Source organism: Halobacterium bonnevillei (assembly GCF_009831555.1).
Taxonomy (GTDB): Archaea; Halobacteriota; Halobacteria; order Halobacteriales; family Halobacteriaceae; genus Halobacterium; species Halobacterium bonnevillei.
Genome location: NZ_WUUU01000089.1, coordinates 1 through 12093, shown reverse-complemented (window position 1 = coordinate 12093; position 12093 = coordinate 1). Strand labels below are relative to the sequence as shown.

General features: G+C 67.1%; 11 protein-coding genes and 1 pseudogene. 10 read left to right on the top strand and 2 right to left on the bottom strand.

Annotated features, from left to right (window positions below):
* Nucleotides 1-323: 323 nt before the first annotated feature.
* Together GRX66_RS11405 and gcvPB are read left to right on the top strand one after the other, a co-directional pair.
* The gene (locus GRX66_RS11405) at nucleotides 324-1697 is read left to right on the top strand and encodes a PLP-dependent transferase (protein ID WP_159526670.1); all 1374 of its coding nucleotides are present in this window, start codon (nucleotides 324-326) and stop codon (nucleotides 1695-1697) included.
* The gene (gene gcvPB, locus GRX66_RS11400; RefSeq protein ID WP_159526669.1) at nucleotides 1697-3118 is read left to right on the top strand and encodes an aminomethyl-transferring glycine dehydrogenase subunit GcvPB; all 1422 of its coding nucleotides are present in this window, start codon (nucleotides 1697-1699) and stop codon (nucleotides 3116-3118) included. The genes GRX66_RS11405 and gcvPB overlap by 1 nt, the downstream gene beginning before the upstream one ends.
* Nucleotides 3119-3155: 37 nt before the next feature.
* On the opposite strand, the gene GRX66_RS11395 is transcribed toward gcvPB, so the two are convergent.
* Nucleotides 3156-3422, bottom strand: coding sequence for an ArsR family transcriptional regulator (locus tag GRX66_RS11395; RefSeq protein WP_325064074.1), 267 nt, complete (start codon nucleotides 3420-3422; stop codon nucleotides 3156-3158).
* Nucleotides 3423-4310: 888 nt separating this feature from the next.
* Nucleotides 4311-4481, bottom strand: coding sequence for a DUF7838 family putative zinc beta-ribbon protein (locus GRX66_RS19530; RefSeq protein WP_201292999.1), 171 nt, complete (start codon nucleotides 4479-4481; stop codon nucleotides 4311-4313).
* Between the two features lie 244 nt (nucleotides 4482-4725).
* On the opposite strand from GRX66_RS19530, the gene GRX66_RS11390 reads away from it, so the two are divergent.
* The 8 genes and pseudogenes from GRX66_RS11390 to GRX66_RS11355 form a co-directional block, all read left to right on the top strand.
* The gene (locus GRX66_RS11390) at nucleotides 4726-5019 is read left to right on the top strand and encodes a hypothetical protein (RefSeq protein WP_159526668.1); all 294 of its coding nucleotides are present in this window, start codon (nucleotides 4726-4728) and stop codon (nucleotides 5017-5019) included.
* A 101-nt stretch (nucleotides 5020-5120) separates the two neighbouring features.
* A complete protein-coding gene (locus tag GRX66_RS11385) occupies nucleotides 5121-5276 on the top strand; it encodes an AbrB/MazE/SpoVT family DNA-binding domain-containing protein (RefSeq protein ID WP_201292998.1) in 156 nt (51 codons plus the stop codon).
* A gap of 434 nt (nucleotides 5277-5710) precedes the next feature.
* Nucleotides 5711-6304 (top strand): CoxG family protein, encoded by a 594-nt coding sequence (locus GRX66_RS11380; RefSeq protein WP_159526666.1) that lies wholly within the window; start codon nucleotides 5711-5713, stop codon nucleotides 6302-6304.
* Nucleotides 6304-7191, top strand: a complete 888-nt coding sequence (locus GRX66_RS11375) for an FAD binding domain-containing protein (protein WP_159526665.1) — start codon at nucleotides 6304-6306, stop codon at nucleotides 7189-7191. The genes GRX66_RS11380 and GRX66_RS11375 overlap by 1 nt, the downstream gene beginning before the upstream one ends.
* Complete coding sequence (locus tag GRX66_RS11370) at nucleotides 7188-7832, top strand: (2Fe-2S)-binding protein (RefSeq protein WP_325064073.1); 645 nt, start codon at nucleotides 7188-7190, stop codon at nucleotides 7830-7832. Before GRX66_RS11375 ends, GRX66_RS11370 begins: the two co-directional genes overlap by 4 nt.
* A complete protein-coding gene (locus GRX66_RS11365; protein WP_159526664.1) occupies nucleotides 7829-10327 on the top strand; it encodes an aerobic carbon-monoxide dehydrogenase large subunit in 2499 nt (832 codons plus the stop codon). The genes GRX66_RS11370 and GRX66_RS11365 overlap by 4 nt, the downstream gene beginning before the upstream one ends.
* 124 nt (nucleotides 10328-10451) lie before the next feature.
* A complete protein-coding gene (locus GRX66_RS11360) occupies nucleotides 10452-11630 on the top strand; it encodes an XdhC family protein (protein ID WP_159526663.1) in 1179 nt (392 codons plus the stop codon).
* Nucleotides 11627-11959 (top strand): annotated as a pseudogene (locus GRX66_RS11355) (AAA family ATPase); the annotation flags it as partial. The gene GRX66_RS11360 and the pseudogene GRX66_RS11355, both read left to right, overlap by 4 nt.
* Nucleotides 11960-12093 lie beyond the last annotated feature (134 nt).

The window sequence follows — 12093 nt, the reverse complement described above, 5'->3', positions numbered from 1 at the left end:
GAACGCCGCTATGACGGCCGTGACGGCCACGGCGTGTCGCCGCCAGTCGCTGAGCGCCGCGACCACGGCCGCTCGCGCTGGCTGGTCGGTCACATCGGCTCGTATTTTCGGCGGCCTACAAACCCTTTGCGCCGGTCGTAGTCCGCCCGGCTCTCGCCGGCCAAGTCCGGACGGGCTCGCGGCAGTCGTCCCCCTATGGGCTACGTTCTCGCGTGTCGTTGCGGGGCTGCGATTCCCGAAACCGGGAGTATCTTAGTGCCCGATTCGTAAGTTCCGCGTATGAACGTAACCGGAGCCGGCGGCCAGCCGGGGGAGGGCACACGATGAGTCGCGGTAGCCCGTACGCGCCCCACACAGCCGCCGAGACGGCGGCGATGCTCGAGGAAGTCGGCGTCGACGACGTCGAGGAGCTGTTCGACATCCCAGAGTCGGTGCGCTTCGACGACGAGTTCGGCATCGACGCGAAGACCGAACAGGAAGCCGTCGCCGAGACGACCAAACGCCTCCAGCGCAACGACGACCTGACGGAGTTCCTCGGCCGCGGCCACTACGCGCACTACGTGCCCTCCCTGGTCGACCACCTCTCGGGGCGCTCGGAGTTCATCACCTCGTACACCCAGTACCAGCCCGAGGTCACGCAGGGGTTCCTGCAGGCGCTGTTCGAGTACCAGTCGATGCTCGTCGAGTTGACCGGTCTCGGCGTTGCGAACTGCTCGATGTACGACGAAGCGACGGCGCTCGCGGAAGCTGCGCTGCTCGCCAAGCGCGTCCGCGCCTCCTCCGGAGACCGCGTGCTCGTCCCCGAGTACGTCCGCGACGGCCACGTGAGCGTCCTGGAGAACTACGCCGGCGGCGCCGACATCGCGGTCGAACGCTACGGCACGGACGCCGGGAACGTCGACGTGGACGCACTCGCCGACGCGATGGACGACGATGTCGTGATGGTGTACGCCGAGAACCCCTCGACGGTCGGCGCCATCGAGGAGAACCTCGATGCTGTCGGCGACCTCGCGGACAGCCGCGACGCGCTGTTCTGCCTGGGCTCGGACCCGGTCGCGCTCTCGCTCCTCCAGCGCCCCGTCGACGTCGGCGCGGACGTCGTCGTCGGCGACGCCAGCGTCCTCGGGATGCCGGCGAGCTACGGCATGGCCCTCGGTGTCTTCGCGTGCCGCGATGACTTCCTGCGGCAGGTGCCGGGTCGGCTCGTCGGCGTCAGCGAGGAGAGCGTGCCGCCGGAGGGGGCACGAGACGGAGGCGGTGAAGCCGCCGACGCCGACGGCAACCGCGCGTTCACGCTCACGCTCCAGACCCGCGAACAGCACATCCGCAAGGAGCGGGCCACGTCGAACATCTGTTCGAACCAGGCGTGGGTCGCGCTCCGCGCGGCCATCCACGCGGCCGCACTCGGGTCCGAGGGACTGCTCGACCTCGCCGAGCGAATGGTCGAACTCCCGCGTGAGGTCGCGGCGGACCTCAACGATCTCACGGGCGTGCGTGCGCCCGTCCACGACCGTCACCACTTCCGGGAGTTCCTCGCACACACTGACCAGCCAGCGCCCGCCATCGCCAGCGACCTTGAAGCCGAAGGGTTCGCCGTGCACGCCGTCGACGACCACCGCCTCCAGGTCTGCGTGACCGACGCCAACGAACACGCCGCCGACCGCTTCGTCGCCGCAGTCAGGGAGGTGACCAACTGATGGAACACTACGACCAGGCCGCCTACCGACAGCCCGAGGCGGGAACGCACGTCCCGCTGCTCTCGGAGAAAGACGACACCGTCACGGACGTCGACTCGTCGCTGCCCGACGACCTGACGCGGGACGAACTGGCGCTGCCGAGGCTCCCGGAACCGGAACTGGCGCGCCACTACGTCCGGCTCAGCCAGCAGAACTACGGCGTCGAGTCCGGCCCGTACCCGCTGGGCTCGTGCACGATGAAGTACAATCCGCGATTCACGGAGGACGTCGCCGCACTCGACGACGCGGCCGTCCACCCGGACCGGTCCGGCCACTCGGTCCAGGGAACGCTGAAACTGCAGTACGACCTCCAGGACTACCTCGGCCGCATCGGCGGCATGGATGCAGTCACGCTCCAGCCGCCGGCCGGCGCTGCTGGCGAGTTCACGGGCATTCGCCTGGCGGAAGCCTACCACGAATCGAACGACGAGGGTCACCGCGACGAAGTCGTCATTCCGGACGCCGCCCACGGCACGAACTTCGCGTCCGCCGCGCTCGGCGGCTACGACGTCGTCGAAATTCCGTCGGGTGACGACGGCCGCGTGAACCTCGACGCACTCGACGCGGCGCTCGGGGAGAACACCGCCGCGCTGATGCTCACGAACCCGAATACGCTGGGGCTGTTCGAGCGCGACATCGAACAGATCGCGGACATGGTCCACGACGCGGGTGGCCTGCTGTACTACGACGGCGCGAACCTCAACGCGCTGCTCGGCCGGGCCCGACCCGGCGACATGGGCTTCGACATCATGCACTTCAACGTCCACAAGACGTTCGCCACGCCTCACGGCGGCGGCGGCCCGGGCGCCGGACCGGTCGGCGTGGTCGAGGATCTCGCGGAGTTCCTGCCGGACCCACACGTCCGGAAAACCGACGAGGGAGCCTACGAACGATACACGCCAGCGCAGTCAATCGGGAAGGTCCACGGCTTCGAGGGCAACTGGCTCGTGCTCGTCAAGGCGTTCGCGTACATCGACCGCCTCGGCGACGCCGGCCTCTCGGACGCGTCCGCGAAAGCAGTCCTGAACGCCAACTACCTCGCCGAACAGGTCGACTACGAAGTCCCGCTCGGACCGTTCCACCACGAGTTCGTCGCGAGCGCGGGCGACCAGGACGCCGCCGACGTCGCCAAGCGCATGCTGGACTACGGCGTCCACCCGCCGACGACGAAGTGGCCGGAACTCGTCGACGAAGCCCTGATGACCGAACCCACTGAGGTCGAGACGAAACGCAATCTCGACGACCTCGCGGACGCATTCAACGCCGTCGCCGGCGAGGACGACGACACGCTCGAGAACGCGCCGAACCGTACGACTGCTCGGCGCATCGACCAGACCGCCGCCGCCCGCAACCCGCAGTTGTCCTGGCACGACCTCGACTGACTGCGAACCTGAGCTGTCCGCGTTCGCGGCGGCCGCGTCAGTCGACCACCCGCGGTTCGTAGATGCGTTTTCTCGCGTCGGGAATGTAGACGCGCTCCTCGAGGAGGCCCGCCTCCTTCAGCAGCGAGATGCCGTGGCGGGTCGTTCGCTTCGAGAGCCGCGTCCGCTCGCGGAGTTGCCCCTGCGTAAGCGGCGACTCGTACTCCAGAACCTTGTACACGAGCTTCGCGCTGGGCGGCAACTCCGCTAGCTCCACAGAATCGACTGGCTGCGATGCGTCCTCACTGTCGGCAAAAGCGACCACTGGGTGTTGCCATGCACTCCGTGGATTGTCGCGAGCCAAGTTATGTGTTTGGCCCGCGCCACGTATGGCCGCTGCACGACCAGCGACTCCGGTGGTCCCGATCGACTCTCTAGTCGAACTCGCTGCGGCGTCCGGGTCGCTGCGTTCGCAATCGCAAGCGCTGCCACGAGTTCGAACTATCTCGCTGGGAGACTGATTCGCCATCGCCCTCGGCCGTACCGAACCGCCGCGGCGAAACCGGCCAATTTGAGCGGTCTCGACGGCCTTCCAGCCGGCTGGAGCGCTTTCTACCGCAGTCGGGTTCGGCGACACCCTCGAGCACGAGCGGAGCTATTCTATATCCCAGTATAGCATTTATCGATTGGCTATGCGGCCTCTGAGCGCGCGAAAAATTACATTTGGTTGACGAGAATCTCCTGGATCTGGCACGTCGGGGGGTCGGGCTATCGACGTCGCTCGCTGCGTCGACTCGTTCGAAGCTGTGGGCGACACGCGAGCGAGCTGCGTTGAATCACTCCTGCGCAGCAAATCTGGCTCTTCGCGACCGACGGTGTTCTCCGGCGTTTCGTACTGGACGAGATCGACGCTGAGCTGTTGGGCTGCTCGGACGCAGTGCCTGCCGGTCTTCGGATTTTGTAGTCCCGGGCGCGCACGCGCGCGTTGTCCAACGACTCCGTCTTGGACGATAGGTCTCTCCTGGGTACCAGTGTTCGGCACCTAGATTCGTGTGCCAGGTGTCGCTATTCGGTCCCGGGCCGAGTGCCCGCCTGAAGCGTGGCACTGAGCCCAGTTCCGCAGCCCAGGTTTCGACGCCCAACCCCTGGGGTAGGCGGGTCGAGAACGGTGTCGGAGAATCGGCTAATTGGGGGGTACTCGCGCAGTCGACCGTCAGGCGGTCGCAACCGTAGAGATGTCGCCGTCGATCCGGATGAAGCCGTAGCCACACTCCGGGCAGACCCACTTCGTCTTCAGGCCGAGGTGGAGGTTCGTCGCGGCGCTCCGGTAGAACGTCCGCTCTTCGCCACAGTCGGGGCACTCGTGGTTGAGCTCACTCGCCATAGTCGAACGTCGACCAGCCATCTAATTGAACGTACTGGTTTCCGGGAACTGTGGGCCCGGAGCGGCGTAATAAACCAATTACCACGATATAGAAGTGGAAGTGGGCGGTCCGGGAGAGGGCTTCGCTGCATAGGGACGCACTTGCTTCCGGTCCGGCTTACCGCGTTAGGCAGCCGAACTGGCCAGGGGTCCGCCACTATCGGATATATTTATGTGGCCGCATCACCCGCAATGATAGGTAACGATGTGTCGGGAGACGAAGCGGGAGCCAGCCTGGGTGTCGGCGATTCGGGTCGCGTTGCTCGAGGGACGCGTGACCGTCGCGAGCGTTATCGAGGAGGCGAATCTCGTCGACGGCCGAGAACGGACCGTCCAGGACATTCTCTCCACGATGGCGGACCGCGGCCTGCTCGTCTCCGTCGACGACGCCGGGGCCGTGTACCGTCCCGGGCCGGTGTTACTGGAGTCCGACCGCTTCGAACTCGACTTCGACCGGGCGTCCGAGGAGGGCGCACACCGCTGGGATTCGGCGGTCTAGTGTCGAATCGACTGTTTCCTGCGGGGGTGCTCGTTGCACTCCGGATGGCTCCCTGTCCCTTAGCGTAAACTATGTATGCACTACGTTCCTCGCGTTGCACAATGGGGACGCTCGCGAACACCAAGGTCTCGGAGAAGAACCTCACGACCATCCCGAAACCGGTCCGGAACTTCCTCGACGTCGGCGCCGGGGACCGCGTGGAGTGGCACGTCGAGGACGGGGACATCTTCGTTCGAAAACTCGACGGCGACGAGTGACGTTCTCGAATGAACGCTGTCCGGCCGACTGACAGACGACGCCGAGCGTGCGCCGCTCGGTCTACGGTACAGACGCCCTCGACTTTCTGACGGGCCTGGTGTCCGCTGCTCAGCGGAACGTGTGGCAGCACGCCCGGAAACGGTGCGTTGCTGCGTTCGGTAACGGTGTGTTGCAGCGTTCGGTAGTCTGTTTTCCAGCGGCCCGCTCGTCCCTCCGACGCCGAGGGCCCGTCGTCGGTGTTCGATACGCAGCGGCTCTCGCTGAGCGGTATTCCCCACCGTCTCGCGGGCCGAAATATCGCCACTCGGGACAATACTTATGGGGTTGCCAACATATGGCACGACCCGAGGTAATAGTATGCACATAGTGGGGCATTATAAAAGATGACCGCGGTAGTACGTCGACCGACCCGATCGACAGAGGTGGCCCGTCGATGAAATTCGACGGCGAGTTCGAGCTGGACGACGTGCCGCCGGAGCAAGCGTGGGTCGTCCTCTCGGACCCGATTGCGGTCCGAGACGCACTGAAAGGCTGTCAGTTCATCACGCCGATGGACGACGACTTCGAGTGGGACAGCTACGAACCCGACGAGGACGTCGAGACACTGCCGGAAGCCGACGCAGACGTCGTCGCCGACCGGGCGTTCGTCGCCGGGCAGGAGTACGCCGCACTGATGCAGATCGGCGTCGGCAGCGTGAAGCCGAAGTTCGAGACGACGGTCACCATCGAGGAACGCGACGACGAGAACTTCGAGATGACCGCCACCGGCTCGGGGTCCGCCAGCGGGAGCAGTTTCAGCATGGAGTCCGGGATGCGGATTCACGAGCGAGAGGACGCTGACGGCTCCCGCATCGAGTGGTGGACCGAAGCCGACATCTCCGGCCGGATCGCGCAACTCGGCGGCCGCGTCATCAATCCCGTCGCGAACAAGATCGTGAACAACTTCTTCACCGCCATCGAGTCCGAGATGTCCGACGTCGAGGAGACCGACTCCGGCGTCACGGACCGGATTCGGGGGATGTTCTGATGAAATCCGCACCATTCGAACACCACGAACCGACGACCGTCGACGAGGCGGTCAGTCTGCTGGAGAGTCTCGACGGGCCGACGATCCTCTCGGGCGGCCAGAGCCTCGTGCCGATGCTCCGGTTCCGGCTCGCGAATCCGGACGTCGTCGTCGACATCAACGGCATCGACTCGCTGGACTACCTCCACGAGGAGGACGGCTACCTGCGAATCGGCGCGCTGGCTCGCCACGCCGACGTCGAGGACTCGTCGCTCATTGACGAGACGTACGGCAGTTTCGCCGACGTGGCACCGCTGGTCGCCGACCCGCAGGTCCGGAACCGGGGCACAGTCGTCGGCTCGGTCGCACAGGCCGACCCGAAGGGCGACTGGGGGAGCATCCTGCTCGCACACGACGGCGAAGTGATCGCGCGCGGACCGGACGGCGAACGGACCATTCCCGCCGACGAGTTCTTCCTGCTGCCCTACGACACGACGCTGGACGACACCGAACTGATTACGGAGGTCCGCGTGCCGACGCCCGCGCCCAGGGAGGGCAGCGCGTACCACAAACTCAAACGGAAGACCGGGGACTACGCGATGGCCGGCGTCGCCGCGCGACTCGTGCTCGACGACGACGACGTCATCGAGACGGCGCGACTCGGGATGACTGCAGTCGACATCACGAACGCACGCGCGACGGACGCCGAAGCCCACCTCGAGGGCGAGCGACCGAGCTCCGAGCTGTTCGAGGAAGCCGGCGGACTGGCTGCCGAGGAGTCGAATCCGGAGTCCGACGAACACGGCGACGCGGGCTACAAGGAACGAATGGTCGACGTGCTCGCGCAGCGCGCGCTGGGCGACGCCGCCGAGCGCGCGGGGCTGGTAAAACGGAGGGTTTCACAGTGACCGACGAACGCGAAATCACGCTGACGATCAACGGGACAGAACACACGCTCGAGGTCGAACCGCGACGCCTCCTCGTTCACGCGATTCGCGAGGACCTCGACATGACGGGGACGCACATCGGCTGCGACACCGGCAACTGCGGCGCGTGCACGATACTGAAGGACGGCGAGCCGATCAAGTCGTGCCTGATGTTCGCCGCGCAGGCCGACGGCGCGGAGATCCTCACCGTCGAGGGGATGGAGGACCTGCCGGAGGCGACGGACCTCCACCCGCTCCAGGAGGGATTCAAGGCGGAACACGGCCTCCAGTGTGGCTACTGTACGCCGGGCATGCTGATGGCCGGGAAGGCGCTGCTCGACGAGAACCCGGACCCGGACGAGGAGACGATTCGGGACGCGATCAGCGGCAACCTCTGTCGGTGTACCGGCTACCAGAACATCGTCAGCTCCATCGAGTACGCCGCCGACGAACTCGCCGACCGAACCGCGACCGACGGCGGTGCAGTCACCGCCGAGCCCGGTGGTGGAGACGGCCCGGGGGCCGACGACGCAGAGGCGGTCTGCGGGCAGTCGGAGTGCTGTGGCGGGCCCGACGCCGACCTGTTCGAGCGCGACTACCCCACGGAGGACACGGATACATGAGCAGTGACCACGAGAACGCGCCGGAGGCAGACACGGAGTACCAGCACGCCGAAGACGACGGGCCCCAGCCGGAGAAACACTGCGGGCACGGCCGCGGTGGCATGGGCGAGGAGGTGAGCCGCAAGGAGGACAAGCGGTTCATCACCGGCCGCGGCAACTACGTCGACGACATCAAGAAGCCGGACATGCTGCACTGCGAGATCGTCCGGAGTCCGCACGCACACGCCCGCGTGAAGGACATCGACGGGTCCCGCGCCGAAGCGATGGACGACGTCGTCGCGGTGTTGACCGCCGAGGACCTGCTGGAACACGACCTCGCGACGATGCCGACGCTGATGGACGACACGCAGGACGTCCTCGTCAACGAGAAGGTCAAGTTCCAGTCCCAGGAGGTTGCGGCCGTCATCGCGACCGACCGATACACCGCCAAGGACGGCGCGGAGAAAGTCGAGGTCGACTACGAGGTCCTGGACCCGGTCGTGGACGCACAGGACGCACTCGACGCGGAAGCGCCGCTCATTCGCGACGAGCTGGACGACCAGGAGGACAACCACATCTTCGATTGGGAGACCGGCGACAAGGACGCGACCGAGGCCGTGTTCGACGCGGCCGACGTGACAATCGAGGAGGACATGAACTACCAGCGGCTCCACCCCGCGCCCATCGAGACGTGTGGTGCAGTCGCCGACTGGGACCCCGGGATGGACAAGATGACCGTCCACATGACATCCCAGGCGCCCCACGCCCACCGGACGCTGTTCTCGCAGGTGTCGGGCATCCCCGAGCACAAGGTCCGCATCGTCAGCCCCGACGTCGGCGGCGGATTCGGGAACAAGGTGCCGATCTATCCGGGGTACGTCGTGGCCGCGGCCGCCTCGTTCGTCCTGGAGCAGCCCGTGAAGTGGGTCGAGGAGCGCTCGGAGAACATCCAGTCGACGGGGTTCGCCCGCGACTACGACATGACGGGCGAACTCGCCGCCACCGAGGACGGCGTCATCGAGGGCGTGAAAGTCGACGTGCTCGCGAACCACGGCGCGTACAACGCGGCGGCCCAGCCGACGAAGTTCCCGGCGGGGTTCTTCAACATCTTCACCGGGTCGTACGACATCGAAGCGGCGTACGGGTCGCTGACGGCGGCGTTCACGAACACCGCGCCCGGCGGCGTCGCGTACCGCTGTTCGTTCCGCGTGACGGAGGCAGTGTACCTCATCGAGCGACTGGTGAACGTGCTCGCGGACGAACTCGACGTCGACCCCGCGGAGATTCGACGCCGGAACTTCATCCCGTCGGACGCGTTCCCCTACGAGTCCGCGACCGGCTGGAACTACGACTCCGGGGACTACGAGAAGGCACTCGACAAGGCCCTGGAGATGGCCGACTACGAGCACTACCGCGAGGAGCAACAGCGCCGCATCGAGAACGACGCCGACAAACTCCTCGGCATCGGCATCTCGTCGTTCACGGAGATCGTTGGCGCTGGCCCGGGCGAGCAGTGCGACATCGCGGGCATCGAGATGTTCGACTCCGCGGACATCCGCGTGAACCCGACCGGGAACGCGGTGTTGCGGATCGGCGTCCAGACCCAGGGACAGGGCCACGAGACGACGTTCGCCCAGATCGTCGCCGAGGAACTCGGGATGGACGTCGACAACATCAGCGTCGAACACGGCGACACGGACACGGAGCCGTACGGGCTCGGGACGTACGGCTCGCGCTCGACGCCGGTGGCCGGCGCCGCCACCGCCGTCGCCGCGCGGAAGGTCCGCGACAAGGCGAAGTCCATCGCGGCGAACGAACTGGAAGCCGCCGAGGAGGACATCGAGTGGGACCGCGAGAGCGGGGAGTTCCACGTCGCCGGCGCGCCCGACCGGTCGATTACCATCACGGAGATCGCGGCCGGCGCGTACATGAACCACCCAGGCGGCGAGGAACCCGGGCTGGAGGCGACGAACTACTACGACCCGCCCGAGATGACGTACCCGTTCGGGTCGTACATCGTCGTCGTGGAGGTCGACCGCGAGACCGGTGAAGTCGACTTCGAGAAGTTCGTCGCGGTCGACGACTGCGGCAACCGCATCAACCCGATGATCATCGAGGGGCAGATCCACGGCGGCCTCGCGCAGGGCATCGCCACCGCGATGCTCGAGGAAGTCACCTACGACGACAACGGCAACGTCACCGGGGGCGACTTCATGAACTACCTGCTGCCGACCGCCAACGAGATCCCGAACTTCGATACGGGGCACACGGTCACGCCGTCGCCGCACCACCCGATCGGCGCGAAGGGCGTCGGCGAGTCGCCGACGGTCGGGTCGCCGCCCGCGATCGTCAACGCCGTCGTGGACGCGATGAATCACGCCGGCGTCTCCCACGTGGAGATGCCGATGACGCCGGACGTGGTCTGGGCGGCGCTGGACGACGCCGGCCTGGCGCACAAGCCGGCCCAGAACGTCGAGTTCGAGTTCGACGGAGCGAGCGGCTCGGCTGACGATTGACACCCACGATGTCCGTTCATCCATGCCGGTCGGGTGGCCCCGCTGCGGGCGTTCAACGCGGCCGGCCACGGGCCGGGTCACCGAGGGCGAACCGCGGACGCGACCACCGGACACCGGGGCACAGATGACAGACGGCGAACCAACCGACGCGACGAGCGATTCCGGCGACGAGGCTGCGACAGACGACGTCTCGGCCGTAGAACGCCGTCTCGCCGCCCGGAACGAGCCGTACGCACGGGCGACGGTCGTGCGCCGGGAGGGTCCGGTGTCGGCGAACGTCGGCGACCGTGCTGTCGTGACTGCCGAGGGCGACCTGTACGGCTGGGTCGGCGGCGCGGCGTGCGCGCAGTCGGTCGTCGAACGGGAGGCGCGGCGCGTCGTCGAGTCCGGCGAGCCGCGCCTCATCGGCATCGCGCCGGACCCCGACGACGTCGACCGCTCGGGGCTCGACGCGTTCCCGATGCGGTGTCACAGCGAGGGCGTCGTCGAGGTGTTCCTCGACCCGGTGGTGCCCGCTACCGAACTCGTCGTCGTCGGGGATTCGCCGGTCGCACGCTCGCTGGTCCGACTCGCCGAAGAACTGGACCTCGAGGTCACGCTCGTCGTCGACGACGCGGACGCCGCGCGTGACGTGCCCGATAGCACGGGCGTCCTGGCGACACTCGACCCGGCGGAGATCGCCGCCAGCGTCGGCGTCGCACCGCTTGTCGTCGTCGCGTCGATGGGGCAGTACGACGCGCGCGGAATCGCCGCTGGCGCACTCGCCGACGCGCCGTACGTCGGCCTGGTCGCGAGCGACAAACGCGCCACGGCGGACACTGCACGCGCTGCCGACCTCGCGGACACCGACCCGGAGACGATTCGGGCGGCCGTGACGAACCCTGCGGGCGTCGACGTCGCGGCGCACTCGCCGCCCGAGATTGCGGCGAGCCTGCTCGCTGAGGTCGTCGACGTCCAGTCGAAGACGGGGTCGGGAGTGGCTGCGACGGCAGACGCGTCGACGTCTGAGCCGGCCGACGGTGTGGATGCGAGCGAAGACACGGCAGCAGTGCGTCCCGACGAGAACGGGACTGACGCCGGTGACACGCCCGGCGACGAGCACGACGGGGAACCCACTGACGAAGCGCCGGCGATGGCGACCGACCCCGTCTGTGGGATGAACGTCGACACCGGCGACCCGGCGGCGACCGTCGACTACGACGGCCAGCGGTACTACTTCTGCTGTCTCGGCTGCGCGGACTCCTTCGAAGCCGACCCCGGATCGTACCTCGATTCAGACGGCGGCGCGGAGGTGCGTTCGTGAGCGACGACCGCAACGCGTTCGGGTCGCTGACGGAGGCCGACCTCCGCGAGCGCTTCGAGCAGACGGACTACATCGCCGACGACCGGACCGTGACAACCGTCACGCTCGCGCTCACGCTCGGCCGCCCGCTCCTCGTGGAGGGGCCGCCCGGCAGCGGGAAGACGGAACTCGGGAAGGTGCTCGCCGAGGGGTTCGACACGGAGCTGATCCGGCTCCAGTGCTACGAGGGACTGACGGCCGAGAACGCGCTCTACGAGTGGAACTACACGAAGCAACTGCTCGCCGTCCAGGCCAACGAGCGCGGCGTCGCCGGCGAACAGGCGGCCGACGACGCGCTGGGAGCGGCCTCGTACAAGAGGTCGTAGACTGTTGCGACGTCTTCGTCGGGGAGGCCGTCACCGTCCGAGTCTCGCTCGTCAATCGCGGCGGCGACGGTCTGATTCTCGGCCGCCACAGACCGGAG

Coding starts and splice junctions, on each gene's coding strand:
- GRX66_RS11405 (WP_159526670.1), top strand. CDS start 324: ATGAGTCGCGGTAGCCCGTACGCGCCCCACACAGCCGCCGAGACGGCG.
- gcvPB (WP_159526669.1), top strand. CDS start 1,697: ATGGAACACTACGACCAGGCCGCCTACCGACAGCCCGAGGCGGGAACG.
- GRX66_RS19530 (WP_201292999.1), bottom strand. CDS start 4,481: ATGGCGAGTGAGCTCAACCACGAGTGCCCCGACTGTGGCGAAGAGCGG.
- GRX66_RS11390 (WP_159526668.1), top strand. CDS start 4,726: ATGTGTCGGGAGACGAAGCGGGAGCCAGCCTGGGTGTCGGCGATTCGG.
- GRX66_RS11385 (WP_201292998.1), top strand. CDS start 5,121: ATGGGGACGCTCGCGAACACCAAGGTCTCGGAGAAGAACCTCACGACC.
- GRX66_RS11380 (WP_159526666.1), top strand. CDS start 5,711: ATGAAATTCGACGGCGAGTTCGAGCTGGACGACGTGCCGCCGGAGCAA.
- GRX66_RS11375 (WP_159526665.1), top strand. CDS start 6,304: ATGAAATCCGCACCATTCGAACACCACGAACCGACGACCGTCGACGAG.
- GRX66_RS11365 (WP_159526664.1), top strand. CDS start 7,829: ATGAGCAGTGACCACGAGAACGCGCCGGAGGCAGACACGGAGTACCAG.
- GRX66_RS11360 (WP_159526663.1), top strand. CDS start 10,452: ATGACAGACGGCGAACCAACCGACGCGACGAGCGATTCCGGCGACGAG.